Origin of the sequence: Methylobacterium sp. yr668, from assembly GCF_900116245.1 — a bacterium.
Lineage (GTDB): Bacteria > Pseudomonadota > Alphaproteobacteria > Rhizobiales > Beijerinckiaceae > Methylobacterium.
In genome coordinates, this window is the sequence record NZ_FOZY01000047.1 from 1 (window position 1) to 26,697 (window position 26,697).

Annotated in this window: 31 protein-coding genes and 1 pseudogene; 10 read left to right on the forward strand and 22 right to left on the reverse strand. The window is 69.8% G+C overall.

Going from position 1 to position 26,697, the window contains the following annotated elements; all coding sequences use genetic code 11:
* From BM419_RS29120 to BM419_RS29140, 5 genes and pseudogenes are all read left to right on the forward strand, one after another.
* Window positions 1-351: pseudogene (locus BM419_RS29120) on the forward strand (hypothetical protein); the annotation flags it as partial.
* Between the two features lie 13 nt (window positions 352-364).
* Window positions 365-2,635, forward strand: coding sequence for a hybrid sensor histidine kinase/response regulator (locus BM419_RS29125; RefSeq protein ID WP_091928489.1), 2,271 nt, complete (start codon window positions 365-367; stop codon window positions 2,633-2,635).
* A complete protein-coding gene (gene cheB, locus BM419_RS29130; RefSeq protein WP_026605430.1) occupies window positions 2,632-3,699 on the forward strand; it encodes a chemotaxis-specific protein-glutamate methyltransferase CheB in 1,068 nt (355 codons plus the stop codon). The genes BM419_RS29125 and cheB overlap by 4 nt, the downstream gene beginning before the upstream one ends.
* Window positions 3,696-5,414 (forward strand): response regulator, encoded by a 1,719-nt coding sequence (locus tag BM419_RS29135; protein ID WP_091928490.1) that lies wholly within the window; start codon window positions 3,696-3,698, stop codon window positions 5,412-5,414. The genes cheB and BM419_RS29135 overlap by 4 nt, the downstream gene beginning before the upstream one ends.
* Window positions 5,411-7,297 (forward strand): response regulator, encoded by a 1,887-nt coding sequence (locus tag BM419_RS29140; protein ID WP_091928491.1) that lies wholly within the window; start codon window positions 5,411-5,413, stop codon window positions 7,295-7,297. The genes BM419_RS29135 and BM419_RS29140 overlap by 4 nt, the downstream gene beginning before the upstream one ends.
* Before the next feature lie 412 nt (window positions 7,298-7,709).
* On the opposite strand, the gene rplQ is transcribed toward BM419_RS29140, so the two are convergent.
* The 5 genes from rplQ to rpsM all read right to left on the reverse strand — a co-directional run bounded on the left by rplQ (window position 7,710) and on the right by rpsM (window position 11,279).
* Window positions 7,710-8,120, reverse strand: a complete 411-nt coding sequence (rplQ, locus tag BM419_RS29145; RefSeq protein ID WP_020096288.1) for a 50S ribosomal protein L17 — start codon at window positions 8,118-8,120, stop codon at window positions 7,710-7,712.
* 200 nt (window positions 8,121-8,320) lie between these two features.
* Complete coding sequence (locus tag BM419_RS29150; protein WP_010686165.1) at window positions 8,321-9,340, reverse strand: DNA-directed RNA polymerase subunit alpha; 1,020 nt, start codon at window positions 9,338-9,340, stop codon at window positions 8,321-8,323.
* 109 nt (window positions 9,341-9,449) lie between these two features.
* Window positions 9,450-10,322, reverse strand: coding sequence for an MBL fold metallo-hydrolase (locus tag BM419_RS29155; RefSeq protein ID WP_091928496.1), 873 nt, complete (start codon window positions 10,320-10,322; stop codon window positions 9,450-9,452).
* A 25-nt stretch (window positions 10,323-10,347) separates the two neighbouring features.
* Entirely contained in the window at window positions 10,348-10,737 is a 390-nt protein-coding gene (gene rpsK, locus BM419_RS29160) for a 30S ribosomal protein S11 (RefSeq protein ID WP_010686167.1), read from the reverse strand.
* A gap of 173 nt (window positions 10,738-10,910) precedes the next feature.
* The gene (rpsM, locus tag BM419_RS29165; protein ID WP_010686168.1) at window positions 10,911-11,279 is read right to left on the reverse strand and encodes a 30S ribosomal protein S13; all 369 of its coding nucleotides are present in this window, start codon (window positions 11,277-11,279) and stop codon (window positions 10,911-10,913) included.
* A 248-nt stretch (window positions 11,280-11,527) separates the two neighbouring features.
* Here rpsM and BM419_RS29170 point away from each other — a divergent pair, with 248 nt between their 5' ends.
* The gene (locus BM419_RS29170; RefSeq protein WP_091928492.1) at window positions 11,528-11,884 is read left to right on the forward strand and encodes a hypothetical protein; all 357 of its coding nucleotides are present in this window, start codon (window positions 11,528-11,530) and stop codon (window positions 11,882-11,884) included.
* 31 nt (window positions 11,885-11,915) lie between these two features.
* On the opposite strand, the gene BM419_RS29175 is transcribed toward BM419_RS29170, so the two are convergent.
* The 17 genes from BM419_RS29175 to BM419_RS29255 form a co-directional block, all read right to left on the reverse strand.
* Window positions 11,916-12,146 carry a hypothetical protein gene (locus BM419_RS29175; RefSeq protein WP_020096284.1) on the reverse strand — a complete coding sequence of 77 codons (231 nt, stop codon included), beginning with the start codon at window positions 12,144-12,146 and terminating at the stop codon, window positions 11,916-11,918.
* Window positions 12,147-12,241: 95 nt separating this feature from the next.
* Window positions 12,242-12,844 carry an adenylate kinase gene (locus BM419_RS29180; RefSeq protein WP_020096283.1) on the reverse strand — a complete coding sequence of 201 codons (603 nt, stop codon included), beginning with the start codon at window positions 12,842-12,844 and terminating at the stop codon, window positions 12,242-12,244.
* A 170-nt stretch (window positions 12,845-13,014) separates the two neighbouring features.
* Window positions 13,015-14,361 (reverse strand): preprotein translocase subunit SecY, encoded by a 1,347-nt coding sequence (gene secY / locus BM419_RS29185; protein WP_020096282.1) that lies wholly within the window; start codon window positions 14,359-14,361, stop codon window positions 13,015-13,017.
* Between the two features lie 146 nt (window positions 14,362-14,507).
* Entirely contained in the window at window positions 14,508-15,011 is a 504-nt protein-coding gene (gene rplO / locus BM419_RS29190) for a 50S ribosomal protein L15 (RefSeq protein WP_020096281.1), read from the reverse strand.
* A gap of 10 nt (window positions 15,012-15,021) precedes the next feature.
* Window positions 15,022-15,213, reverse strand: coding sequence for a 50S ribosomal protein L30 (gene rpmD, locus BM419_RS29195; protein ID WP_020096280.1), 192 nt, complete (start codon window positions 15,211-15,213; stop codon window positions 15,022-15,024).
* A gap of 11 nt (window positions 15,214-15,224) precedes the next feature.
* Window positions 15,225-15,812: a 30S ribosomal protein S5 gene (gene rpsE / locus BM419_RS29200; RefSeq protein ID WP_012319173.1), complete on the reverse strand. Its 588-nt coding sequence runs from the start codon at window positions 15,810-15,812 to the stop codon at window positions 15,225-15,227.
* Between the two features lie 104 nt (window positions 15,813-15,916).
* Complete coding sequence (gene rplR, locus BM419_RS29205) at window positions 15,917-16,279, reverse strand: 50S ribosomal protein L18 (protein ID WP_020096279.1); 363 nt, start codon at window positions 16,277-16,279, stop codon at window positions 15,917-15,919.
* Window positions 16,280-16,289: 10 nt separating this feature from the next.
* Window positions 16,290-16,823: a 50S ribosomal protein L6 gene (gene rplF, locus BM419_RS29210; RefSeq protein WP_020096278.1), complete on the reverse strand. Its 534-nt coding sequence runs from the start codon at window positions 16,821-16,823 to the stop codon at window positions 16,290-16,292.
* Between the two features lie 22 nt (window positions 16,824-16,845).
* Complete coding sequence (gene rpsH, locus BM419_RS29215; RefSeq protein ID WP_010686178.1) at window positions 16,846-17,241, reverse strand: 30S ribosomal protein S8; 396 nt, start codon at window positions 17,239-17,241, stop codon at window positions 16,846-16,848.
* A 10-nt stretch (window positions 17,242-17,251) separates the two neighbouring features.
* Window positions 17,252-17,557, reverse strand: a complete 306-nt coding sequence (gene rpsN, locus BM419_RS29220; RefSeq protein WP_010686179.1) for a 30S ribosomal protein S14 — start codon at window positions 17,555-17,557, stop codon at window positions 17,252-17,254.
* A 40-nt stretch (window positions 17,558-17,597) separates the two neighbouring features.
* A complete protein-coding gene (gene rplE, locus BM419_RS29225; RefSeq protein WP_020096277.1) occupies window positions 17,598-18,164 on the reverse strand; it encodes a 50S ribosomal protein L5 in 567 nt (188 codons plus the stop codon).
* A complete protein-coding gene (gene rplX / locus BM419_RS29230) occupies window positions 18,157-18,471 on the reverse strand; it encodes a 50S ribosomal protein L24 (RefSeq protein WP_012319178.1) in 315 nt (104 codons plus the stop codon). Before rplX ends, rplE begins: the two co-directional genes overlap by 8 nt.
* The gene (gene rplN / locus BM419_RS29235) at window positions 18,471-18,839 is read right to left on the reverse strand and encodes a 50S ribosomal protein L14 (protein WP_010686182.1); all 369 of its coding nucleotides are present in this window, start codon (window positions 18,837-18,839) and stop codon (window positions 18,471-18,473) included. The genes rplX and rplN overlap by 1 nt, the downstream gene beginning before the upstream one ends.
* A 402-nt stretch (window positions 18,840-19,241) precedes the next feature.
* Window positions 19,242-19,619, reverse strand: coding sequence for a hypothetical protein (locus BM419_RS29240; RefSeq protein WP_091683603.1), 378 nt, complete (start codon window positions 19,617-19,619; stop codon window positions 19,242-19,244).
* Window positions 19,620-19,812: 193 nt separating this feature from the next.
* The gene (locus BM419_RS29245) at window positions 19,813-20,508 is read right to left on the reverse strand and encodes an amino acid ABC transporter permease (RefSeq protein WP_091928493.1); all 696 of its coding nucleotides are present in this window, start codon (window positions 20,506-20,508) and stop codon (window positions 19,813-19,815) included.
* Entirely contained in the window at window positions 20,505-21,242 is a 738-nt protein-coding gene (locus BM419_RS29250) for an amino acid ABC transporter permease (protein ID WP_091928494.1), read from the reverse strand. Before BM419_RS29250 ends, BM419_RS29245 begins: the two co-directional genes overlap by 4 nt.
* 19 nt (window positions 21,243-21,261) lie before the next feature.
* Window positions 21,262-22,065 carry an ABC transporter substrate-binding protein gene (locus BM419_RS29255; RefSeq protein ID WP_210188185.1) on the reverse strand — a complete coding sequence of 268 codons (804 nt, stop codon included), beginning with the start codon at window positions 22,063-22,065 and terminating at the stop codon, window positions 21,262-21,264.
* 773 nt (window positions 22,066-22,838) lie between these two features.
* On the opposite strand from BM419_RS29255, the gene rpsL reads away from it, so the two are divergent.
* The 4 genes from rpsL to BM419_RS29275 form a co-directional block, all read left to right on the forward strand.
* Window positions 22,839-23,210, forward strand: coding sequence for a 30S ribosomal protein S12 (gene rpsL / locus BM419_RS29260; RefSeq protein WP_007557568.1), 372 nt, complete (start codon window positions 22,839-22,841; stop codon window positions 23,208-23,210).
* A gap of 128 nt (window positions 23,211-23,338) precedes the next feature.
* A complete protein-coding gene (rpsG, locus tag BM419_RS29265; protein WP_012319183.1) occupies window positions 23,339-23,809 on the forward strand; it encodes a 30S ribosomal protein S7 in 471 nt (156 codons plus the stop codon).
* Window positions 23,810-23,839: 30 nt separating this feature from the next.
* Window positions 23,840-25,915, forward strand: a complete 2,076-nt coding sequence (gene fusA, locus BM419_RS29270) for an elongation factor G (RefSeq protein ID WP_091683595.1) — start codon at window positions 23,840-23,842, stop codon at window positions 25,913-25,915.
* Window positions 25,916-25,959: 44 nt separating this feature from the next.
* Window positions 25,960-26,697: elongation factor Tu (locus BM419_RS29275; protein ID WP_139257077.1), on the forward strand; the 738-nt coding region annotated here is incomplete at its 3' end.

Below are 26,697 nucleotides of genomic sequence, written 5' to 3' on the forward strand. Positions count from 1 at the left end.
CAGGTGCGGGGGATCCTGGGCGAGATCCAGCGGGGCATCAACACGTCGGTGATGCTGACCGAGGAGGCGGTCAAGCGCGCGGCGGCGGGCAAGACGCGCTCGGACACGACGCAGCGCACGATCGAGGAGATCACCGCGCGGGTGGAGGAGAACGTGCAGACGTTCCAGCAGATCGTGGCCTCGACCAACCAGCAGCAGCTGGGCATCGAGCAGGTGATGGGGGCGCTGCAGAACATCCGCCAGGCCAGCCAGCAGACCGCGGCCGGCACCCGGCAGGTCGAGGCCGCCTCCGCCAACCTCACCGAGCTCGCCCAGGCCCTCATGGCCCTGGCCGAACGATACCGGAACTGAGGCGGGCGCCCCGTTGGCCGAGGATATCCGCAAGCTCCTGCTCGCCGCCTTCGACGTCGAGCACCGGGAGCACGTCGCGGCGATCCGCGGGGCGCTCGGCAGCGCCACGCCGGACTGGAACGACGTCTTCCGCCGCGCCCACAGCCTGAAGGGCGCCTCCCGCGCCGTCGATCTCCCGGCGGTCGAGGCGGTGGCCCACCGTCTGGAGACGCTGTTCGAGGGCGTGCGCACCGGCGCCACCGCCCTCGACCGCGAGGCGGCCAACGCCGTCCACCTCGCCCTCGACCGGATCGAGTCCTACGTCGCCGGCCTCACCGACGGGTCCGGTCCGGACATGCCGGCCGACGCCCTGGCGGCCCTCGGCCATGTCCTCCGGCTCCCGGGCGAGACGCCGCCGGCACAACCCCCATCACCCGCCCCGCCCGCCGCACCGCCCCCCGCTCCGCTGCCGGATCCGAGTCCGAGCCCGCCACCGGGGCCCCCCGCCGCGCCGACACAGGCCGGCCCCGCGCCGAAACCCGGCTCCGAGCCGCCGGAGGCCTCCGCGGCGATCCTGCGGGTGCCGGCAGAGGCCGTCGAGGCGCTTGCCCGGGCGAGCCACGATCTCGCCAGCACCCTGGCCGGCCAGGCGCCCGCGGCCGACGGCCTCGCCCGGCTCGCCCGCCTGGCCCGCGACCTGCGCGTCGGCGCCGATGCCCTCGCGGCCGGGGCCGGCGCGGAGCGGCCCGAGTGGCGCGCCCTCGCGGCGCGCGCCGGCGCCTTCGCCCGGGAGGCCGCGGACCTGTCGCGGCGCCAGGCCTCCGCGACCAGCGCGGTCGAGGGCGCCGCGACCCGCGTCCGCGCCGCCGCCGAGCGCCTCGCCCTGGTCCCGGCCGAGAGTGTCCTGGCCCCCCTCGCGAGGTCGCTGCGCGAGACCGCCCGGGAGCAGGGCCGCGAGGTCGATCTCACGTTGCGGGGTCTCGACCTGCCGGTGGAGCGCGGCACGCTGCAGGCGCTGAAGGATCCGCTGCTCCACGCCCTGCGCAACGCCCTCAGCCACGGCTGGCAGGCGCCGGAGGTGCGGCGCGCGGCCGGCAAGCCGGAGGCCCTGGGCCTCGGGCTGGAGGTCGCGGTGCGCGGCGCCCGCCTGCAGGTCACCGTGTTCGACGACGGGCCCGGCCCCGACCTCGCCCGGATCGAGGCGGCGGCCCGCGAGCGCGGCCTCCTCGGCCCCGCTTCCGCGGCCGAACCCGACACCCTGCTGCGCCTCGTGTTCGAGCCCGGCTTCTCCACCGCCGAGGCGGTCGACACCCTGTCGGGGCGCGGCTACGGCCTCTCGGTGGCCGCGGACGCCGCCCGCCAGCTCATGGGCAGCGTCCGCCTGGAGCCGCGCGACCCGGCTGGCACCGCCCTGATCTTCAGCCTGCCGCTCTCGGCGGCCCGGCGCAGCCTGCTGCTGGTCGAGGCGGCCGGGCGCAGCTACGCCCTCCCCGGGGGCGCCGTGGAGCGCCTCCTGCGCCTGCGGCGCGACGACCTGCCGGTCGCCATGGGCCGGACGATCGTGCGCCTCGGTGACGGGGACGCCGCGACGAGCCACCCGGTGACGGACCTCGCCGCGATCCTCGGACAGGTCGCCGACCCGGCCGATCCCGGCACGCTGACCGCCGTCGTCCTGCGGACCGGCGGCGGCCGTCTGGCCCTGGCGGTCGACCGCCTGCACGACGTCCGTCCGTTCCTGGTCCTGCCCGCGCCGGATTTCGGCGCCGATCCGGGTCTGATCGCCGGCACGGCGGTGCTGAACGGGGACGTGCCGGTGCTGGTCCTCGACCCCGAGGGGCTCGCTTCGCGCGCCCAGGCCGGGACATCGGGCGGCGCGCTCGGAACGATGGCGCCGGCTCCACGTTCGACGACTCACGCCGCGGCGGCCGCGTCCGCGCGCGCGACCATCTTGGTCGTCGACGATTCGATCACCACCCGGACTCTGGAGAAGGGAATCTTGGAAGCCGCCGGCTACCGCGTGGTCGTCTGCGTCGACGGGCAGGACGCCCTCGACCGGCTGCGCGCCGAGATCGAGCCCGTGAACCTGGTGCTCGCCGACGTGGAGATGCCGCGCCTCGACGGGTTCGGCCTCCTGAAGGCCCTGCGGGCCGACGAGCGCTTCGCCCGGCTCCCGGCGATCCTGATGACCTCGCGCGGGGACGCAGCCGACGTCGCCCGGGGCCTGGATCTCGGCGCCGACGCCTACCTGACCAAGCAGAAGTTCGACCAGCGCCAGCTGCTGGATACGATCGGGCAGCTCCTATGACCCCCGTCCGTGTGATGCTCGTGGAGGACAGCCTCGTGGTGCGCGAGCTGCTGCGCCACATCGTCTCCCGCGATCCCCGCCTCGAGCTCGTGGCCGCGGTCGCCTCCGGCGAGGAGGCCCTCGACAAGCTCCGGACCGTGCGGCCGGACGTGATCTCGATGGACATCCGCCTGCCGGGGATCGACGGGCTGGAGACGACCCGCCGGATCATGGCCGAGCACCCGACCCCGATCGTCGTGGTGGCGGATTCGGTCGAGGATAACTCGCTGCGCATCTCGATGAACGCGCTCCGGGCCGGGGCCCTGTCGGTCGTCGAGAAGCCCGTGGCCACGACCCATGCCGGCTACGAGGGCGTGGCCGGCGAGATCTGCACGCAGCTGCGGATCATGGCCCAGGTTCCGGTCATCCGCCGCCGGCCGATCGGCACCGAGTGGGCCGGCCGCTCCGCCGTCGCGCCCCAGGCGCCGCTGGCCGACCTGTCCGGGCAGGCCCCGAGCCTCCTGGGCATCGCCGCCTCGACGGGCGGTCCCCCGGCGCTGGCGCGGGTGATCGGCGCCCTGCCCAAGGACTTCCCGCTGCCGGTCCTGGTCGTCCAGCACATGGGCGCGGCCTTCATGGACGGGTTCGCCAGCTGGCTCGACAGCGTCGTCGCCCTCCCGGTCTCCCTCGCCCAGGACGGCGAGCGCGCCGAACCCGGCCGGGTCTACGTGGCCCCGGGCGACCGCCACCTGGAGATCGGTTCCGGCCGGATCCTGCGGGTGATCGATTCCGCGCCCGTCTCCGGCCAGCGCCCGGCCGCCACCGTGCTGTTCCGGTCCATGGCCCGGCAATCCGGACCCTCCGGCATCGGCGTGCTGCTGACCGGCATGGGCGAGGACGGGGCCCTGGGCCTCGCCGACATGCACCGGGCCGGCGCCCAGACCGTGGCCGAGCACGAGAGCACCGCCGTCGTCTACGGCATGCCGGCGGCGGCCGTGCGTCTCGGGGCCGCCCGCGCCGTCCTGCCCCTCGACCGCGTCGCCGACCACGTCCTGCGCCTCGTGGATGCGGGGGCGCGGCCGTGAGCGAGGCCGGCACGGCGGAGGTGCCGGCCCAGATCCTGCTGGTCGAGGATTCGGAGACGCAGGCCCTGGAACTGCGCCTGCTGCTGGAGGCGCACGGCTTCGCGGTGGAGCGCTGCGCCTCCGCCGAGACCGCCCTCGATCACCTCAACCGCAGCCAGCCCGACCTCGTGGTGGCCGATTACCACCTGCCGGGCATGAACGGCGACGAGCTGATCCGGCAGATGCGCCTGTCGCTGCGCACCCGGGCCCTGCCGGTCCTGATGCTGACCGGCGGCAGCGGCGGCGAGCGCCAGGGTCTGGAGAGCGGCGCCGACGCCTACCTGCCGAAATCCGCCGACCGCGACCTGATGATCCTGCGCATCCGCGCCCTGCTGCGCGAGCGCCGGCCGACGACCGACGGTGAGGGACCGGGCGCCGCCGCGTTCCGGCGCGGGCGGGTCCTGGTGATCGACGGCAGCGCCACCTACCGGACCTTCCTCGCCGGCGTAATGGGCCAGGACGGCCACCACGTGGCGAGCGTCGACGGGCCGGAGGCGGCCCTGGCCGCCCTGGACGCGGCCGCCGGCGACGAGGCCTTCGACTGCGTGACGGTCGATCTCCTGGGCCACGCCTATGACGGCCTCGCCCTGTGCCGGGCGATCAGCCAGCGGCGCTCGGGACAGGCGGCCGGCGCGGGCTTCCACCTCGTCGGCATCGCCGGCAGCGATCCCGCCAAGGACTTCCTCGTCGAAGCCTACGCGGCCGGCGCCGACGACGTGGTCTCGAAGACCGACGCCGAGGTCCTGGCCCTGCGGGTCCGTGGCTTCGTGCGGCGGCGGCTCCTGGAGGAGGACGACCGGCGCATCGCCGGCCAGTTCGGCGAGCGCGAGCGGGCGGTGGAGCGCGCCCGCGCGGAGGCCGACGCGGCCGAGGCCCGAGCGGGCCTCGCCGACGCCCTGGAGCGGGCCAACCGCGACCTCGCCGACGCCAACCGCCAGCTCACCGAGGCGCAGTCCAAGCTCGTCCAGGCCGCCAAGATGGCCTCGCTCGGCGAGCTGGTGGCGGGGATCGCCCACGAGATCAACAATCCCCTGGCCTTCATCCTGGCCCACCAGGGCACCGTCGAGCGCCTGCTCGGCGAGTTGCCGGGCGCCGCTCCGGAGGCCGCCACCCGCGCCATCGACAAGGCCCGGCAGCGGGTCGGCTCGATGCGGATGGGGCTGACCCGCATCCAGGATCTGGTGCTGAACCTCCGGAAGTTCTCGCGCCTCGACGAGGGCGAGCGCGCCCTGGTCAACGTGCCGGAGGCGATCGAGACGGTGCTCGCGCTGATCCAGCACAAGCTCGGCGAGCGCATCGCCGTGGAGCGCAGCTTCACGGGCCGCGCCGAGATCCACTGCACCCCGGCACTCCTCAACCAGGTGGTGATGAACATCCTGGGCAACGCCGCCGACGCCATGCCGGAGGGCGGCACGATCCGGATCACGACCCAGTCGAACCCTGAACTCGACGAGATTCGCATCAGCGATACCGGGCCAGGCATCCCGGATACGCTGCGTGAGAAGATCTTCGAGCCGTTCTTCACGACGAAACCGGTCGGATCCGGCACGGGCCTGGGTCTTGCGATTGCCTACAGCGTCGTTCAAGCGCATAGCGGCTCGCTCACCGTGGAGACGGCCCCGGGTGGGGGAGCCTGCTTCGTGATCGGGATCCCGCGGCAGGCGGCCAGTGCATGAGTGACGGTACGGCAGGTGTAGGAACGATCCTGGCCGTCGACGACGAGCCGGACATCCTGATCGCCCTGGAGGACCTGTTCGAGGATTCCTACCGGGTTCTGACGACCTCGCGTCCGGCCGAGGCGCTGGAGATCCTGCGCGCCGAGCCCGACATCGCCGTCGTGCTCTCGGACCAGCGGATGCCGGGCCTCACCGGCGACGCGCTCCTCGCCGAGGCCCGCAGCTTCCACGACGCGCAGGCGATCCTGCTGACCGGCTACGCCGACATCACCGCGGTAATCGCCGCCCTCAACCGCGGCGGCATCGTCGGCTACGTCACCAAGCCCTGGGACGCGGGCCTGCTCCGCTCCACCGTCCGGCAGGCCTTCGAGCGCCACCGCCTCGGCCGGGACCTCGCCACCGAGCGGGCTCTCCTCCGCGGCCTCCTCGACCACGCCCAGGACGCGATCAGCTTCAAGGACGCGGAGGGCCGCTTCGTCCGGCTGAACGGCCGCAAGGCCGCCCTGCTCGGCCACGACGTCGCCGCCAGCCTCGGGCGGCGCGAGGACGAACTTCTCGGCCCGAAGGCCGAGCCCGTGACGGCGGCGGACGCGGCCGCGATCCGGTCCGGGGCGGTGGCCGAGAGCCTGATCAGCGACGGCCCGACCGGCGCCGAGCAGTGGAGCCACGTGACGCGGGTGCCGATCCGCGACGCGGGCGGGGCGATCAGCCACCTCGCGACGATCGAGCGCGACGTGACCGAGCAGCGGACCCTCGAGGCGCGCCTGCGCCAGTCCGACAAGATGCAGGCGCTGGGCACCCTCGCGGGCGGCATCGCGCACGATTTCAACAACCTGCTGACCGCGATCCTCGGCAGCCTCGAGCTCGCCGGCCCGAAGGTCGCCGACCAGCCGCGGGTCCAGCGCCTGATCGAGAACGCCCGCGGCGCCGCCGAGCGCGGGGCGTCCCTGACCAAGCGCCTCCTGAGCTTCAGCCGCGCCCACGACCTCCAGGCGCGCGCCGTCGACGTGAACACCTTGATCTCCGGGATGAGCGATCTGTTCGGTCGCAGCCTCGGCGGTCTCGTGACGGTCCGGACCGACCTCGCGGACGGCCTGCCGGCGGTCCAGGTCGATCCGGACCAACTCGAACTCGCCGTGCTCAACCTCTGCATCAACGCCCGCGACGCCATGCCGGACGGGGGGGCGATCACGGTCGCGACGCGCCGGCTCGCGATCAGCGGCGATCCCGAGATCGCCGACGGCACCTATCTCGGCATCAGCGTCACCGACGAGGGCACCGGCATCCCGGAGGAGATCCTGCGCCGGGTCTGCGAGCCGTTCTTCACCACCAAGGCCGTCGGCCAGGGCACCGGGCTCGGCCTCGCCATGGTGTTCGGCCTCGCGCAGCAATCCAAGGGCCGGCTGGCGATCGACAGCGTGGTCGGTCGGGGCACCCGCGTGGAGCTCGCCCTCCCCTTCGCCGATCAGGCGCCCGAGCAGGCGCCCGAGGCCGCCGGCACCGTCCCGGTCGCCGGCCGGCGGGCCCGCGTCCTGATCGTCGACGACGATTCGCAGGTGCGCCACGTGACGGCCTCGTTCCTCACCGGCTTCGGCCACAGCACCACGGAAGCCGGCGACGGCGAGGCCGCGCTCCGGCTCCTCGAGGCGGACCGCTACGACATCGTCGTCGCCGACCTCGCCATGCCCGGCATGAGCGGCATCGAGCTGGCCGCCGAGATCCGCGAGCGCGATCCGCGCCTGCCGGTCCTGATCCTCACCGGACATGCCGAGGCGATGCAGATCCCCGACGACCTGCCGGTGCTCACGAAGCCGTTCCGCTCCGCGGACCTCGCGGCCCGGGTCGCCACGCTGCTCGACGGCGGAGCCGGACCCGTCGGCTGACGGGGGCTTGCAACCAATCGATTGCCGGCTCATTCTCTCCTCGTGGGGCCCGCAGGCCCCGGGTTACGAAGAGGAGGTGGACCATGAGCAATCACGGCATCTTCCCGCGCCGCAGGCGTGACAACGATCTCGACCAGGACGGTCCACCGGACGAGTCCCGGCAGGGATAGGGGTTTTCGGAGCGCGGCGCGGTCGAGTTCCCGGCCTGTCTGAGACAGGCCGCCAGGGCGAGCTCCCGCGACCATCCGAGACGTGGACCCTGCTTCAGACCCGTCGGCGCGAGCCGGCGGGTTTTTTTGTTGTTCGCGCGTCGTCATGGCGATCGCGGCGAGGAGCCGAAACGCGAGAAGCCGCCCCGGAGTGTCCGGGACGGCTTCTCAAAGACTAGGAGCGACGGGGCGCTCCGTGCCGATCAGGCGGCTTCGGAGACCTGGCTCGGACCGGAATCCTTGCCGCGAGCCTCGACGTCGCGGTCGACGAACTCGATCACCGCGAGCGGGGCGTTGTCGCCCTGGCGGAAGCCCGCCTTCATGATCCGGCAATAGCCGCCCGGACGGCCCTTGTAGCGCGGGCCGAGGACGGTGAAGAGCTTCTTGACCATGTCGGCGTCGCGGAGCTGCGCCATGGCGAGGCGGCGGGTGTGGACGCTGTCGATGCGGCCCAGCGTGATCAGCTTCTCGACGACCGGACGCAGGTCCTTCGCCTTCGGCAGGGTGGTGATGATCTGCTCGTGCTTGATCAGCGCGGCGGACATATTGGCGAACATCGCCTTGCGATGCTCGGCGGTGCGGTTGAAACGGCGGCCGCGGTAGGCGTGACGCATGTGCTGGCTTCCTTCTCGTCTCGGCCGCCGTGCCACGGTACGGCCGGGTGCCCCGGGAACGGGGCGGTTGATGTCCGCGTAACCCCGCGGCGGGATTCGTTCGGGACTAGGCGTCGTCGCCGCTGGTCCCGGGCCTGGATGGGCCGAACCGGGCGGCGCCGCGTGGCGCCGCCCGGTTCAGCTCGAGGCGGCTTCGCCTCTCAGTAGTGTTCCTCGAAGCGCTTGGCGAGATCCTCGATGTTCTCCGGCGGCCAGCCGGGGATGTCCATGCCGAGATGCAGGCCCATGCCGGCGAGCACTTCCTTGATCTCGTTGAGCGACTTGCGGCCGAAGTTCGGGGTCCGCAGCATCTCGCCCTCGGACTTCTGGATGAGGTCGCCGATGTAGACGATGTTGTCGTTCTTCAGGCAGTTCGCCGAGCGGACCGACAGCTCCAGCTCGTCGACCTTCTTGAGCAGCGCCGGGTTGAAGGGCAGCTGCGGCGCGAGCGGCGCGGCCTCTTCCTTGCGCGGATCCTCGAAGTTCACGAAGACCTGCAGCTGGTCCTGGATGATGCGCGCCGCGTAGGCGAGCGCGTCCTCCGGCGAGACCGCGCCGTTGGTCTCGACCGTCATGGTCAGCTTGTCCTTGTCGAGATCCTGACCCTCGCGGGTCGTCTCGACGCGGTAGCTGACCTTGGTGACCGGCGAGAACAGCGAGTCGACCGGGATCAGGCCGATCGGCGCGTCCTCGGGACGGTTGCGCTCGGCCGGGACGTAGCCCTTGCCGGTGGCGACCGTGAACTCCATGCGGATCTCGGCGCCGTCGTCGAGGGTGCAGATCACGAGGTCGGGGTTCAGGATCTGGATGTCGCCGACCGTGCCGATGTCACCGGCGGTGACGAGGCCCGGGCCAGTCTTGCGCAGGGTCATGCGCTTGGGCGCGTCGGTCTGCGAGCGGATCGCGATGGTCTTGATGTTGAGGACGATGTCGGTGACGTCCTCGCGCACGCCCGGGATCGACGAGAACTCGTGCAGCACGCCGTCGATCTGCACCGAGGTCACGGCGGCGCCCTGGAGCGACGACAGGAGCACGCGGCGCAGGGCGTTGCCCAGCGTCGTGCCGAAGCCGCGCTCGAGCGGCTCGGCGACGACCGTGGCGACCCGCTTCGGGTCGTCGCCGGTCGTGACCTGCAGCTTGTTCGGCTTGATCAGTTCCTGCCAATTCTTCTGAATGACCACGATCCTACCTCTCGTCCTTGCCCGGGATCCGCGACGCCCGTCCCCGCGCTTCGGCCACTCGGTGCCGCCCCCTGGCGCCCCGAACGGTCCCTGAAATCCGTATCCGCCGTTACTCGCCGCCGACCCACAGCACCGGCACGAAGCTGTAGCCAGCCCCATCCCGATCCACGTAGCCGAGCGCCGGGAACTCGAGATGGCCGCCGGCGATGAGCGTGCGCTCGCGGGCCACCTCGTCCAGGATCCGCTTGCGCGTCTCCCGCGCCTGGTCGCCGTCGACGTCGAAGCCGACGCCGGCCTCCGGGTTCTTGAACTGGATCGCCGGCAGGTGCACCACGTCGGTCCACATCATCAGCGCCTGTCCACCGGAGACGATGCGAAAACCGCAATGGCCCGGCGTATGGCCGGGCAGAGGGACCGCCGTGATCCCCGGAAGGACCTCGCCGCCGCGGTGCTCGCGCACCTTGCCGGCGTAGGGGGCCAGGGACCTGCGGGCGCCCTCGAAGTAGGGCTTCGCGGCCTCCGGCGCCTTGGCCAGGGCCTCGTCCAGGAGCCAATGCGCCGCCTCGTCGGCGTGCAGCACGATCTCGGCGTTCGGGTAGCGCGCCGCGCCGTCCTTCACGAGACCGCCGACATGGTCGGGGTGCAGGTGGCTGACCAGCACCGTGCCGATCTCCTCCGGCGCGACGCCGGTCAGCGCGAGCGCTGCACCGGCGCGACCCAGGGTCGGTGCCGGGGCGAGGTCGCCGTAGCCCGTGTCGATCAGGGTCGGCTTGAGGCCCGGACCCGTGATCAGGAAGGCGTTCAGCGTGATCTTCGGCTGCTCCGTGCGGAAACCCGCCACCTGGAGCCGCCCGGCCTCCTCCTTGGAGATGCCCGTGACGAGATCGAGGCTGGCCTGAAACCAGCCGTCATTGAGCGCGGTGACCGTGAGGTCCCCGAGGTTCCAACGCAGCACGCCCGGAAGCGGCTTCGATCCCGTCATGAACTTCTCCGTCAAGAGGCTTCGATCAGACGCGGCGGCGCTTGCGCGGCCGGCAGCCGTTGTGCGGGATCGAGGTGACGTCGCGGATCGAGGTCACCGTGAAGCCTGCGGCCTGCAGGGCGCGGAGCGCCGACTCGCGGCCCGAACCCGGACCGGACACCTCGACCTCGAGGGTGCGCATGCCGTGCTCGGCGGCCTTGCGGCCAGCATCCTCGGCGGCGACCTGGGCGGCGTACGGGGTCGACTTGCGCGAGCCCTTGAAGCCCATCGCACCGGCGGACGACCACGAGATCGTGTTGCCCTGCGCGTCCGTGATGGTGATCATCGTGTTGTTGAACGAGGCGTTCACGTGGGCGACGCCCGACACGATGTTCTTGCGCTCGCGGCGGCGGACGCGTTGCGGTTCCTTAGCCATTCTGGTCTCACTCTTCCTTCAGGCACGCCCGTAACACCAGGCGCTCGGGATTCTTTTTGGGACTTGGCCGGAGCACCCGTGCAGGGCAGTCGAGCCGGCGCCGGACCCGTTGCGGGACACCTGGCGCGACGGGAAGGAGGCCGAGCGGAGCACGGCCTCCCAGTTCCAAAAACTTACTTCTTCTTGCCGGCGATCGGCTTCGCCTTGCCCTTGCGGGTGCGGGCGTTGGTGTGGGTGCGCTGGCCACGGACCGGCAGCTGCTTGCGGTGACGCAGACCGCGGTAGGCGCCGAGATCCATCAGGCGCTTGATGTTCATCGAGACTTCGCGGCGCAGGTCGCCCTCGACGAGGTAGTCGCGATCGATCGTCTCGCGGATCGACAGAACCTCGGCGTCGGTCAGCTGGTTGACGCGACGCTCGGCGGGGATGTTCACCTTCTGGGTGATTTCCTCGGCCTTCTTGGCCCCGATGCCGTGGATGTACTGGAGCGCGATGACGACGCGCTTGTTGGTCGGGATGTTGACGCCTGCGATACGGGCCACGATCACTCTCCATATGGGACCCGGGGATCCGGGCCGCTGTCGCGCGCGTCCGGTGGAGGCCGGCCCCTGCGCACGTGAAACGACGACGCGGCCCGCGGGCGGCCCTGGACAGGGCACCTCGGACCATCGTTCGGTTGGACGAAGGAGGGCCTGCTAGCGCGCGGGCGGCCCGTTGTCAACGACGGGTCGGCACGGCCTCGCCCCGTCACGCGCGTCGATGCGCCCTGGGATCTGGTTGAGGAGCGAAGATGGCGGTTCTGACGAGCGACGGCGCGACCCTGCGGGCCTTCGCCGACTCGGTGCTGCGCGCCGCCGAGGAGACCCTGGAGGAGGTCATGCCGGTGACGCTGGCGGTGATCGGCGGCGTTCTCGCCGAGGCGGAGTCTGGCTCGGTCGCGCTGCAGGACGCGGATGATGGTCCGCCCCTGCTCTGGGCGAGCTTCGCCGGTCGCCGCATGGTGTTCCGCTACAACACGATGACGGCGATGATCGAGCTGCGCGACGGCACCGCGGCGGGCTACCCGCTCCGGCTGTTCGGCCACCGGTCGCTCCAGATGGACGTCGTCAATTTCTTCGGCAGCCTCCGCAGGGAGGGGCGGATCTGAGCCACGCCCCCGACGGGCGGCCGCCCGCGCCTCAGCGAAAGCCCTGATTCCGCAGCCGGCACGTGCGGCCCATGTCCTGGTAGCCCGCCGGGCAGCGGCGGGCGCAAGTCCCCGCCAGATACTTCAGCGGCGGCCGGCAGGCGTTGCGGAACCGCTTCTGGCCGTAAACGAAGGACTGGGCCGGACTCTGCGCGAAGGCCGGCAGCGGCGGGAGGGCCACCGCGAGCAGGAGGGAGGCGGTGGCGAGGAGGCGGACGGTCATGGCGTTTCCGATCGTGGACCCGCCCCATAACCCCCAGGGACACCGCCGGGTTCACGGGCGCGCCGAAACGGTCGGTCAGCGCGCCGCGATCGCCCTCAGGAGGCGACGCGCTCCTCGTGCGGCTCCAGTGTCGCCATCAGGTCGGCCGTGACCTTGTCGATCGGCTGCATGCCGTCGATGGTCTCCAGCATGCCCTTCTGCGCGTAATAGGCGGAGAGGGGCGCCGTCTGGGCGCGGTATGCCTCGAGCCGCTGCTTGAACACCTCGGGGGTGTCGTCCTTCCGCACGGCCTGGCCGCGGGCCAGGGTCTCGGCGGCGCGCTTCTCGATGCGGCCGACCAGGGCGTTCTCGTCGACCTTCAGCTCGATGACGGCGGAGAGGCTCAAGCCCTTGCTCGCCAGCATCTCGCTGAGCGCTTCCGCCTGCGCGACCGTGCGCGGGAAGCCGTCGAGGATGAAGCCGCGGCGGGCGTCCGGCTCCTCGATCCGGTCGGCGACGATGCCGACCACGATCCGGTCGGAGACGAGACCGCCGGATTCCATCACCGCCTTGGCCTCGAGGCCGACCGGCGTGCCGGCGGCCACCGCGGCGCGCAGCATGTCCCCCGTCGACAGCTGCGGGATGCCGAAGCGCTGTACGATCCGCTCGGATTGCGTCCCCTTCCCCGCACCGGGCGGCCCGAGCAGAATGATGCGCATGGCGTTGTCCTCGTTCGGCCCACTCTCTCAGTGGGCACAAGCCGCGGTGGCGAAGCCTCCCTGGCATCGCCGGGTTCGGGGTTTTCTAGCCGGTCCGGGCCGGTGAGGCATCCAGACCTTTGGGCCAGAGGCGGGAGCGTCCTCGGAGTCCGGCCGCCTCTGTAGCAGGCTCAGCGTCGCCGTTGCGTGGTCGACGCGCCACGCAGCTTGGCCTTCTTCACGAGGCCCTCGTACTGATGGGCCATCAGGTGCCCGTGGACCTGCGCCACCGTGTCCATCGTGACCGAGACCACGATGAGCAGGGACGTGCCGCCGAAGCCGAGGCTGGCCGCGGCGTAGGACGACAGGATCTCCGGGCAGAGGCACACGAGGGTCAGGTACAGGGCGCCGATCACCGTGATGCGGGTCAGCACCTTGTCGATGAAGGCCGCGGTGCGCTCGCCCGGACGGATGCCCGGGATGAAGCCGCCATGCTTCTTCAGATTGTCGGCCGTCTCCTGCGGATTGAAGACGACTGCGGTGTAGAAGAACGTGAAGAAGATGATCAGCGCCGCGTAGAGCACCATGAACAGCGGGGTGCCGTGGCCGAGATAGGCCGTGACCGTGCCGAGCCAGCCCGTGGCGCCCCCGTTGGCCGAGAAGCTCGCGGCGGTCGCCGGCAGCAGCAGCAGCGACGAGGCGAAGATCGGCGGGATCACGCCCGAGGTGTTGAGCTTGAGCGGCAGGAACGAGGTCTGACCTTCGTACATACGGTTGCCGACCTGGCGCTTCGGGTAGTTGATCAGGAGCCGGCGCTGGGCGCGCTCCATGAACACGATGAAGTAGACGAGCGCGACGGCGGCGACGCCGACGCCCAGGATGATTGCCGGGGACAGGGCGCCGGTGCGGCCGAGTTCCAGCGCGCCCGCGATCGCCACCGGCAGGTGGGCCACGATGCCGGCGAAGATGATCAGCGACGAGCCGTTGCCGATGCCGCGCGAGGTGATCTGCTCGCCGAGCCACATCAGGAACAGGGTTCCGCCCGTCAGGGTGATCACCGTCGAGGCCAGGAAGAACGGCCCCGGATCGATGGCGGCCGAGGAGCCCTGGAGGCCGATGGCGATGCCCCAGGACTGAACCAGCGCCAGCACCACCGTCAGGTACCGGGTGTACTGGTTGATGACCTTGCGGCCCGACTCGCCCTCCTTCTTGAGCGCTTCCAGGCTCGGGATCACCGAGGTCAGGAGCTGCACGATGATCGAGGCCGAGATGTAGGGCATGATGTTCAGGGCGAAGATCGCCATGCGCTCCACGGCGCCGCCCGAGAACATGTTGAACAGGCCCAGCACGCCGCCCGCCTGCTGCTGGAAGTTCCGGGCGAACTGCTCCGGATCGATGCCGGGAATCGGGATGTACGTGCCCAGCCGGAACACCACGAGGGCGCCGAGCGTGAACCAGATGCGCTTCTTCAGCTCATCGGCCTTGGCAATCGCACCGAAGTTGAGGTTGGCGGCAAGCTGCTCGGCGGCTGAGGCCATAAGCGTCGCGTCCTGGACATGTCGCCGGGCGAAGGGTGCCCGAATGAAACGAAAAACGGCGGCCCGCGTGGTCGCAGGGCCGCCGCTCGAAGGATCGGCTTAAAGGGTGCGCGGAGCCCGTGCAACGGGTTCCGGAGTCGCTCCCGTCAGGCCGTGGCCGCCTCGCTGCCGCCGCGGGTGGAGGCACCCTGGGCGTAGACGGTGCTGACCGAGCCACCGGCCTTCTCGACCGCCTCGACGGCGGACTTGGAGGCGCGGGTCACCTCGAAGCTGAGCTTCGCGGTCAGCTCGCCGACGCCGAGCAGCTTCACGCCGTCACGGGGACGGGCGATGATGCCGGCGGCGACCAGGCTCTCCACCGTCACGGTGGCGGCCTTGTCGAGCTTGCCCGCGTCGACGGCCTCCTGGATCCGGCCGAGGTTCACCTCGTTCAAGTCCTGGGCGTAGAGGTTGTTGAAGCCGCGCTTCGGCAGGCGACGATGCAGCGGCATCTGACCGCCCTCGAAGCCCTTGATGGACACGCCGGTCCGGGCCTTCTGACCCTTCACGCCGCGACCCGCGGTCTTGCCCTTGCCGGAGCCGATGCCCCGACCCACGCGCATCCGGTTCTTGGTTGCGCCGGGGTTGTCGCTGATCTCGTTGAGCTTCATCGGGACCTCCTCACGCCACGTCGCCGTGGACGCGCACGAGGTGCGCAACCTTGCGGATCATGCCGCGAACGGAGGGAGTATCCTCCAGCTCGGACACGCGGTGGAGCTTGTTGAGCTTGAGGCCGATCAGCGTCTGGCGCTGGCTGGCCTCGCGGCGGATCGGCGAGCCGATCTGCTCGATGCGGACGGTCTTCTGTGCCATCGGACCCTCCCTTACGCGACCGCGGCTTCGGACTGGTCGGCCGGATCGGCATCGCGGCGACGCGACTGCAGCGTCGACACCTTGATGCCGCGGCGGGCCGCCACGGAGCGCGGGCTGTCCTCGTTCTTGAGCGCCTCGAAGGTGGCGCGCACGAGGTTGTAGGGGTTCGACGAACCCAGCGACTTGGCGACGACGTCCTGCATGCCGAGCGTCTCGAACACGGCGCGCATCGGGCCGCCGGCGATGATGCCGGTGCCCTGCGGGGCCGCGCGGAGGATCACCTTGCCTGCCCCGTGGCGGCCGTTGACGTCGTGGTGCAGGGTCCGGCCCTCGCGGAGGGAGACGCGGATCAGACCGCGCTTGGCGGCCTCGGTCGCCTTGCGGATGGCCTCCGGCACCTCGCGGGCCTTGCCGTGGCCGAAGCCGACGCGGCCCTTCTGGTCGCCGACGACGACGAGGGCCGCGAAGCCGAAGCGACGGCCGCCCTTCACCACCTTGGCGACGCGGTTGATGTGGACAAGCTTGTCCACGAACTCGCTGTCGCGCTCCTCGCGATCCTCGCGGCGGCCGCGGCCCCCGCCTTCACGTTCACGTGCCATGTTGTCTACCTGTCCATCTCACTGACGCGGCCGGCGGGGCCGCTCGCTCGATCGGGTTTCGGATATGCCGGGCGAAGAGGATCCGCCCGGCCCGCCGTCGTGACTCAGAACTCCAGGCCACCCTCGCGGGCGGCTTCGGCCACGGCGGCGACGCGGCCGTGGTAGATGTAGCCGGAGCGGTCGAAGATCACCTTCGTGACGCCCGCCGCCTTGGCGCGCTCGGCGACGAGCTTGCCCACCGCCTTGGCGGCGGCGACATCGGCGCCGGTCTTCAGTTCGCCCTTGAGCGCCTTGTCGATCGACGAGGCCGAGGCCAGCGTCTTGCCGGCGACGTCGTCGATGACCTGCACGTAGATCTGCTTCGACGAGCGGAACACCGAGAGCCGCGGACGGCCGTTGGCGGCGGCCCGCAGCGCGCGGCGGACGCGCGCCTTGCGGCGATCGAGGGCTTCGAGCTTGCGAGACATGATGCCCTCCTTACTTCTTCTTGCCTTCCTTGCGGAAGATGAACTCGCCCGCGTACTTCACGCCCTTGCCCTTGTAGGGCTCGGGTCCGCGGTAGTCGCGGATCTCGGCGGCGACCTGACCGACCTGCTGGCGGTTGATCCCGGAGATCGTGATCTCGGTGGGCTTCGGGGTAACGATCGTGATCCCGGCCGGGATCGCGTACTCAATGTCGTGGCTGTAGCCGAGCGACAGCTTCAGCGCCTTGCCGGCCATCGCGGCGCGATAGCCGACGCCGGTGATCTCGAGCTTCTTCTCGAAGCCCTTCGAAACACCCTCGGCGATGTTGGCGATCTGCGCCCGCGACGTGCCCCACAGGGAGCGCGCCGGCTTGGACTGGTTGACGGGCTGCACCTCGATGGCGCCGTCCTTCATCGCCACGTTGACGAGCGACGGAACGACGAACGACAGCTCGCCCTTCGAACCCTTCATCTTCACCGTCTGACCGGTGACCGTGGCGGTAACGCCGGCCGGTACGGGGACCGGCTTCTTGCCTACGCGAGACATGGGATAACCTCCTCCGTCCCGATCAGAACACGGTGCAGAGCACTTCACCGCCGACGTTGCGCTCACGCGCCTCGTGGTCGGCCATGACGCCCTGCGGGGTGGAGACGATGGTGACGCCGAGGCCGTCGGCCACGTGCGGCAGCTCGCCGACCGACGAGTAGACCCGGCGGCCCGGCTTCGAGACGCGCTTGATCTCGCGGATCACGGGGCGCCCGTCGTAGTACTTGAGCTCGATGGCGAACTCGGTGCGGCCGTTGCCGAGGTCGGTCGCCGCGTAGTCGCGGATGTAGCCCTCGGACTTCAGGACGTCGAGGACGCTGGCGCGCAGGCGCGAGCCGGGCGTCTGGACGACGTTGCGACGGCGCAGCTGGCCGTTGCGGATGCGGGTGAGCATGTCGCCCACGGGATCGTTGACCATGGGGACCTCCTTACCAGCTCGACTTGACCAGACCGGGGATCAGGCCCCGGTTGCCAAGCTCGCGCAGCGCCACGCGCGAGATGCCCATCTTGCGGTAGTAGGCGCGCGGACGGCCGGTCATGCCGCAACGGTTGCGGATGCGCGTGGCCGACGAGTTGCGCGGCAGCTCCGCGAGCTTGAGGCGCGCCTCGAAGCGCTCCTCCATCTCGAGGGCGTCGTTGTTGGCGATCTCGAGGAGCGCCTTCCGCTTGGCCGCGAAGCGCTTCACCAGCGCCTTGCGGGCCTCATTCTTCTCGACTGAGCTTTTCTTCGACATGTCGTCTATCTCCGGTGTCCGCGTCTGAGACCCGAGGGCCTCACTGCCGGAACGGGAACTTGAAGGCGGCGAGCAGCGCCTTGGCCTCGGCATCGGTCTTGGCGGTGGTCGCCACGACGATGTCCATGCCCCACATCTGCTCGGCCTTGTCGTAGGAGATCTCCGGGAACACGAGGTGCTCCTTGAGACCCAGGGCGTAGTTGCCGCGGCCGTCGAACGAGCGCGGGTTCAGGCCGCGGAAGTCACGCACGCGCGGCAGCGCGATGGTGATCAGCCGGTCCATGAACTCGTACATGCGCTGCTTGCGCAGGGTCACCTTGCAGCCGATCGGCATGCCCTCGCGGACCTTGAAAGTCGCGATGGCCTTGCGGGCCTTGGTGATGACCGGCTTCTGGCCGGCGATCAGGGCGAGGTCGCCCGCCGCCACCGAGGCCTTCTTCGAGTCCGCGGTGGACTCGCCGACGCCCATGTTGATCACGATCTTCGTGATCTGCGGCACTTCCATGGGGTTCTTGTAGCCGAACTCTTCGATCAGCTTCTGGCGAACCACCTCGTCGTAGTGCTTGCGCAGGCGCGGGGTGTAGGCGTTCTTGTCGGCCTCAGCCATCGATCTGATCCCCCGTGGTCTTGGCGAACCGGACCTTGCGCCCGTCTTCGAGGATGCGGAAACCCACGCGGGTCGGCTTGCCGTTGGCATCCGCGACCGCGATGTTCGAGAGCTGGATGGCGGCCTCCTTGGAGATGATGCCGCCTTCCTGGTTCTGGGTCTGCTTCTGGTGCTTCTTCACCAGGTTGATGCCGCGCACGAAGGCCCGGCCTTCCTTCGGCAGAACCTGGATCACCTCGCCCGACCGGCCCGAATCACGGCCGGTGAGCACGACGACCTTGTCGCCCTTCTTGATCTTGGCGGCCATTACAGCACCTCCGGAGCCAGGGAGATGATCTTCATGTGGTTGCGGGCGCGGAGCTCGCGCGGCACCGGTCCGAAGATACGGGTGCCGATCGGCTCCTTCTGATTGTTGATCAGGACCGCGGCGTTCTTGTCGAAGCGGATCACCGAACCGTCGGCGCGCTTCACGTCCTTCGCCGTGCGGACGACGACCGCCTTCATGACGTCGCCCTTCTTGACGCGACCGCGCGGGATCGCCTCCTTGACGGAGACGACGATCACGTCGCCGACGCCGGCATACTTGCGCTTCGACCCGCCGAGAACCTTGATGCACATCACACGGCGTGCACCCGAGTTGTCGGCGACGTCCAGATTCGTCTGCATCTGGATCACGTGCGTGACTCCTTGTTTCAGGCGGGTTTCCGCACACGGACGGTATTGCCCGGCGGACGACGCCTGATGGGGACCTGACGTCCCCGGCTCATGTGTTCGACCGCGCTGGCGGTGTCGTCAGACACCGGCGCGGTCACCGCGTTCACGGGGTGCGAGCACCCATCGGAAATGTCGCGAAGGCCGGGCGCATACTACGGGCCGCGGGTGATGGCAAGCGGAGCGGCGGGAAATCGTCGCCGCCGCATAGGGGGGCTGATCCGGCTTCGGGGCTGGTCCGCGGCGCCGCGCGGCTCGATCGCTGCGGTGCCCGCCCATCCGGCCGCGGAACGCGAGCCCTGAACGTGCGACGACCGGCGCGCCTCTCGGCGCGCCGGTCGGTTGACGTGCAGCGTTCGGGGTCGATCAGATCGGTTGGCCGGCCGTCTCGAACAGGAATCCGTCGAGGCTCGGGATGGTGACCGAGGCTCCGCTCGCGGGCCTCGACAGGCGCCAGGGCCGCTCCGACCGGGCGCGAATCGCCTCGGACGGGCGAAGCCGCCGCATCAGGCCGTCTTCGCCGACCTCTTCGATCGCCAGGAAGCCGTAGACCTGCAGCCGCGAGGCGGTGAGCTTGAGGCCGCGATCCTCCGCGGCGACGACCATGCTGCCAGTCGCGTAGACAGCGTCCAGGAGGGAGCGCTGCTCGCTGCGGCGACGGTTGCGCGCCTCCCGCTCGCCGGGGGCCTGGGCGGGAATCGGCCGCCGGAACGGAACGACGTTGCTGACCGCGACGCAACCCATACGCAACACCCTCGACGCGAACCTGCGGCGGCGAGTTGGCCGCCCGATGTGCGCGACAATTCGATGGATCGCTTTAATTCTCCGTAGACCGTGCCGGCGCGCACCTGCCCCGATCCGGTACGCCTTGCACGTGTGCCCCGGTAAATCGGTCGTGTCCCGCGAGCCGGCTCGGGCGCGTCGGCCGGCCGCTCCGTCACGGGGTGCGATGTGCCGCGACCTTGCCGGTATTCGTCAGCCGGGCGGCCAGCCCGTCGAGACCGGCGCAGAGGATGCCGTACACGGCACCGACGAAGAGGAAGATCTCGGCCGGGTAGACCATCGCGCGGTTGTTCACCTGCGCCGCCACGAAGGCGAGTTCGGGCACGCCGATCACGTAGGCGAGCGACGTGTCCTTGATGAGCGTGGTCCACTGGTTGACGAAGGACGGCGCCATGGCCCGCAGCGCCTGCGGGAGGACGACGAAGCGCAGGGTGCGCCAGGGGTCGAGGCCGAGCGCGAGGCCGGCCTCCCACTGACCACGGCCGACGCTCGCGATGCCCGCCGCCACCCCGTGGGACAGGTAGGCGCCTCCGACGAGCGACAGCGCCACCGCGACCGTGCCGATCTCGGGGATCGACACGCCGAACAGGATCGGCAGCAGGAAGTAGGTCCAGAAGATCAGCATCACGACCGGCACAGCGCGGAGGAAGCCGAGCGCGGCTGTGAGCGCTGCCCGGGCCGCGCCCGCGCTCACGGCCAGGGCGATGCCGAGGACGAGCCCGAGCGCGGCCGAGGCCAGGCCGGACAGGCCGGAGAGAATCAGTGTCAGGGCCAGCCCGCCGACCGGCCCGTCGGGCCAGGCCCCGACCAGCAGGTAACCGAGATTGTCGATGATGACCGACGGATTCATCGGTGCCGGCCCGGTCGACGGGCGCGGCGCTCGAGGATCTGCCCGGTCGTCTCCGCCGCGGCGGCCGCGCCGACGTAGAGCAGCGTCGCGATGCCGAAGGCCTGGAAGGTCTGGAAGGTCTCGGTCTCCACCTGCCGCGACGCGTAGGACAGCTCCGCGAGGCCGATCGTCATGGTCAGTGACGTGTTCTTGAGCGTGTTGAGGTACTGGCCGACGATCGGCAGCCAGGCGACGCGCAGGGCCTGGGGCAGAGCGATGTGGCGGAACGCCTGGACGGGCGTGAGGCCGAGGGCCAGGGCCGCCGCCCGCTGAGCGGGCCGGACGGCCCTGATGCCGGCGCGGAGTTCCTCGGCGATGTAGGCGCCCGCGTAGAGCGTGAGCCCGCAGAACCCGGCGAGGCTCTCGTAAGCGGGCCAGCGCAGGATCCCGAATCCCAGGTCCAGGACGTGCGGCGCGTTGAGCCAGGCCGTCACGCCCTGCGGCAGGGCGGCGGCCACCGCGAAGTACCAGACGAAGAGTTGCACCAGCAGCGGTGTGTTGCGGACGATGCCGACGGAGACGGCCACGACGCCGCGCCCCGCGCGCCCGCCCGCCTCGCGCAGCCCGCACGCCGCGAGGCCCAGCACCGTGCCGGCAAGACAGGTGGCCGCCGACAAGGTCAGGGTCATCCCGAAGCCTTGCAGCAGCCAGACGAGGTAGCGCGGCGCGAGCGGATCGCCGAACAGCGCGGCCATCGTCGTCGTGCCGCCCCGGTCAGGGGCGGTCCCCGATCCGGAACAGGCGCGGCAGCGGCTGCTCGGTCGCGGGCCCGAACCAGCGGTCGTAGATCGCCGCCGCCCTGCCGCTCGACTCCAGGCCGCGCAGGGTCTCGTTCACGCAGTCCCGGAGCCGCGCCTCATCCTTCGGGATGCCGACGCCGATATAGTCGTTGGAGATGCTGAAGGCGGGGATCTCGTAGTTCTGCCGGTCCGGCACCTTCGCGAGCAGCCCGACCAGCTTCGGGCCGTCCTGCGTGATCGCCTGGACATTGCCGTTGCGCAGGGCCGTGAATGCGAAGGGCGTGTCGTCGAAGGCGACCACGACCGCCTTCGGGAAGTCGCGGCGCAGGACGATCTCGTTGGTGGTGCCCTTGTCTGCACCAATTCGAAGCCCATTGAGCTGCTCCGGCGACGACAGGGTGCCCTTCTTGGCCAGGAACTGCTGGCCGGAGGCGAAGTACGGGATGCTGAAATCGAGCTGCCTGGCCCGCTCGTCCGTGATGGTGAAGTTCGCCAGAATCAGATCGACCTTGCCGGAGGTCAGCAGCGGGATACGATTCGCCGGGTTGGTGGGCCGGATCTCCAGCTTGACGCCGAGCGCGTCGGCGATGGCCTGCGCGTAGTCGACGTCGAGGCCGGCGATCCGTTTCGTCGCGGGATCGACGAAGCCGAACGGCGGGTTGCTGTCGAAGGCGGCGACCCGGAGAACGCCGGCCTTTCTGATGTCGTCCAGACGGTCGGCCGTTGCGGGGCCGACCGACAGGAGGGTCGCGAGAACGAGGGCGAAGAGGCGGCGCACGCGTGACTCCATCGGATGGTTCGGGGCCGGTACAGGCAGAGCGCTGATCAAATATCGCGAATATAGCAGTCTAAATCGCGTCGGACTTCTGCGTTGGAGGATAAATCGATCTGGTCTTCGCTATTGGCGCAAAATCAGAGGATGCCAGCAGGATTTATCTCGACCGCCAGCGCATTTCATCTTTGGGGAACACGAAAATCAACGGAGAAAGATTCTATTTTTTCCTCGCGGGCGGGTGCCGATCGCCGAAAGATCTGGCGGCTGCGGGGCAGATTCTCCTGCCGCGCCCGGGCAGGGCCCGAGGCTGCGCCGAAGTCCCGCCGCCACGTGGCCGGCCTACCCCGGCTTCCGTTGACGGGACGAGGCGCCGTGCGCGATAGCGGTCCCTCGGCTCCGCCGTCGCGAAGGCTCGCCGATCGCGGGCGCCCTGCGCGCCCTTGACCGATCCTTAACCTCCGCCGCGGTGCAGTTTTCTGCCGTGACCGCATTGACCTGCGGCGCAACGGCGTCTAGAAGCGCGCCACTTCGGACGGCCATCGGCTGCCGACGGCCCTTGGGCGCAACCCTGGAAGCCGCCGCCATCGCCCCGAGCGCTCCGAGGGTTCAAATCGCCTGACGCTGTAAGTCAGATCCGTAGGTACGAGCGCGTTCGTTTCGGGCGTGCTCCTCTGCCCACACCGCGCCGAGGGTCCGTGACAGGCCCTCCGGCGCATATTCGTTTTGCGGACTGCCCTGCGCAGTTCGGACTAGGTGACCGAGGAAGAGGGCACAGGATGCCGACGATCAACCAGCTGATCGCCCAGCCGCGGAAGATCCAGCGGAGCCGCAACAAGGTTCCGGCGCTCGACGCTTGCCCGCAGAAGCGCGGCGTCTGCACCCGCGTTTACACGACGACCCCGAAGAAGCCGAACTCGGCGCTCCGGAAGGTCGCCAAGGTGCGCCTCACCAACGGTTTCGAGGTGATCGGCTATATCCCGGGCGAGGGTCACAACCTTCAGGAGCACTCCGTGGTGATGATCCGCGGCGGCCGCGTGAAGGATCTTCCGGGTGTGCGCTACCACATCCTGCGCGGCGTGCTCGACACGCAGGGCGTGAAGAACCGCAAGCAGCGCCGGTCGAAGTACGGCGCCAAGCGCCCGAAGTAAGTCGGACGCCCGGATATTTCCCGGGCGCCGGTACGCGTTTCCACGGCCTCGCAAGGATGTCGCCGGCCTGAGGGCTGAGGCGGCCTGCGCGGGGCGCTTAAGATCTTTTCGTTCGAGAGTCTCAGAAGATGTCCCGTCGTCACTCTGCCGAGAAGCGTGAGATCATCCCGGACCCGAAGTACGGGGACGTGGTGCTGACGAAGTTCATGAACTCCATCATGTACGAGGGCAAGAAGTCGACCGCCGAGCGGATCGTCTACGGTGCCTTCGACATCGTCGAGAACCGCGCCCGCGCCAACCCGATCGAGGTGTTCCGCGCCGCGCTCGACAACGTCGCCCCGATGATCGAGGTCCGCTCCCGCCGCGTCGGCGGCGCGACCTACCAGGTCCCCGTCGAGGTCCGCACCGAGCGCCGCCAGGCCCTCGCGATCCGCTGGCTGATCCAGGCCGCGCGTTCGCGCAACGACCGCACCATGGTCGAGCGCCTCTCGGCTGAGCTGCTCGACGCCGCGAACAACCGCGGCAACGCCGTCAAGAAGCGCGAAGACACGCACCGGATGGCGGAAGCCAACCGCGCCTTCTCGCACTACCGCTGGTAAGCGGTTCCGCCGTCTCTCAGGAGCAATTCGATGCCCCGCACGCACGCGATCGAGGACTACCGCAACTTCGGCATCATGGCCCACATCGATGCCGGCAAGACCACGACGACCGAGCGGATCCTCTACTACACCGGAAAGTCCCACAAGATCGGCGAGGTCCATGAGGGCGCCGCCACCATGGACTGGATGGCGCAGGAGCAGGAGCGTGGCATCACGATCACCTCGGCTGCGACGACCTGCTTCTGGCGCGACAAGCGCCTGAACATCATCGACACCCCCGGCCACGTCGATTTCACCATCGAGGTGGAGCGCTCGCTCCGCGTGCTCGACGGCGCCGTGTGCGTGCTCGACGGCAACCAGGGCGTCGAGCCGCAGACCGAGACCGTGTGGCGTCAGGCCGACAAGTACGACGTGCCGCGCGTCGTGTTCGTCAACAAGATGGACAAGATCGGCGCCGACTTCTTCAAGTGCGTCGCCGACATCATCGACCGCGTCGCCGGCAAGCCCGTCTGCCTGCAGCTGCCGATCGGCGCCGAGTCGAGCTTCCAGGGCGTGATCGACCTCATCAAGATGAAGGCGATCGTCTGGTCGGGTGAGGCGCTCGGCGCCAACTTCGACGAGACCGAGATCCCGGCCGACCTCAAGGACCAGGCCGTCGAGTACCGCACCAAGCTGGTCGAGGCCTGCGTCGAGCTCGACGACGACGCCATGGCCGCCTACCTCGACGGCAACGAGCCGGACGAGGCCACCATGCGCGTCCTGGTGCGCAAGGCTGTCCAGCTGCGCGCCTTCCACCCGGTGCTCTGCGGCTCGGCGTTCAAGAACAAGGGCGTGCAGCCGCTCCTCGACGCCGTCGTGGACTACCTGCCCTCCCCGGCCGATCGCGGCGAGATCAAGGGCATCGACTTCAAGACCGAGGAAGAGACCGTCCGTCACCCGTCGGATGCGGATCCCTTCTCCATGCTCGCCTTCAAGATCATGGACGATCCCCACGTCGGCACGATCACCTTCTGCCGCGTGTACTCGGGCAAGGTCGAGACCGGCGCCAACGTGCTGAACTCGTCGCGCGACAAGAAGGAGCGCGTCGGCCGCATGCTCCTGATGCACGCCAACAACCGCGAGGACATCAAGGAGGCCTTCGCGGGCGACATCGTCGCGCTGGCCGGCCTCAAGGACACCCGCACGGGCGACACCCTCTGCGACCCGCAGAAGGCCGTGATCCTCGAGAAGATGGAGTTCCCCGAGCCCGTCATCGAGATCGCCGTCGAGCCGAAGTCGAAGGCCGACCAGGAGAAGCTCGGCATCGCGCTCTCGAAGCTCGCCGCCGAGGACCCGTCCTTCCGCGTCTCCACCGACCAGGAATCCGGCCAGACTATTCTCAAGGGGATGGGCGAGCTCCACCTGGACATCAAGGTCGACATCCTGCGCCGCACCTACAAGGTCGACGCGAATATCGGCCAGCCGCAGGTCGCCTACCGCGAGAAGCTGACGCGCCGTCAGGAGATCGACTACACGCACAAGAAGCAGACCGGCGGTACTGGCCAGTTCGCCCGCGTGAAGTTCGTCGTCGAGCCGAACGAGCCGGGCGCCGGCTTCGCGTTCGAGTCGAAGATCGTCGGCGGCGCGGTGCCCAAGGAGTACATCCCGGGCGTCGAGAAGGGCCTCAACTCGGTCCTCGGCGCGGGCGTCCTCGCCGGCTTCCCGGTGGTCGACGTCAAGGTCGAGCTGGTCGACGGCGCCTACCACGACGTCGACTCCTCGGCGCTTGCCTTCGAGATCGCCTCCCGCGCCGCCTTCCGCGAGGCGCTGCAGAAGGGCGGCTCGGTCCTGCTCGAGCCGGTGATGAAGGTCGAGGTCGTCTCGCCGGAGGAGTACACCGGCTCGGTCATCGGCGATCTGAACGCCCGCCGCGGCCAGATCCAGGGTCAGGACATGCGCGGCAACGCCAACGTCATCAACGCGATGGTGCCGCTTGCCAACATGTTCGGCTACGTGAACCAGCTGCGCTCCTTCTCGCAGGGCCGCGCCAACTTCACGATGCAGTTCGATCACTACGAAGAGGTGCCGCGCGGCGAGGCCGACAAGGTCATCGCCAAGTACGCCTAAGCATCTCTTCTTCCGCAACGCGAATTCGAATCTAGGAGGCTCTGATGGGCAAGGAAAAGTTCTCCCGCACCAAGCCGCACTGCAACATTGGCACGATCGGCCACGTCGATCACGGCAAGACGTCTCTGACGGCGGCGATCACGAAGGTCCTGGCCGAGACGGGCGGGGCGACGTTCACGGCCTACGACCAGATCGACAAGGCGCCCGAGGAGAAGGCGCGCGGGATCACGATCTCGACGGCGCACGTGGAGTACGAGACGCAGAACCGTCACTACGCGCACGTGGACTGCCCCGGCCACGCCGACTACGTGAAGAACATGATCACGGGCGCGGCGCAGATGGACGGCGCGATCCTGGTGGTGTCGGCGGCCGACGGCCCGATGCCGCAGACCCGCGAGCACATCCTGCTGGCCCGCCAGGTCGGCGTCCCGGCGCTGGTGGTGTTCCTCAACAAGGTCGACATGGTCGACGACGAGGAGCTCCTGGAGCTGGTCGAGCTGGAGGTGCGCGAGCTGCTGTCGAAGTACGACTTCCCGGGCGACGACATCCCGATCACCAAGGGCTCGGCGCTGATGGCGCTCGAGGACAAGGAGCCGAAGATCGGCAAGGAGGCGGTGCTGGCGCTGATGGCGACCGTGGACAGCTACATCCCGCAGCCGGAGCGTCCGATCGACATGCCGTTCCTGATGCCGATCGAGGACGTGTTCTCGATCTCGGGCCGCGGCACGGTGGTGACGGGTCGCGTCGAGCGCGGCATCGTGAAGGTGGGCGAGGAAGTCGAG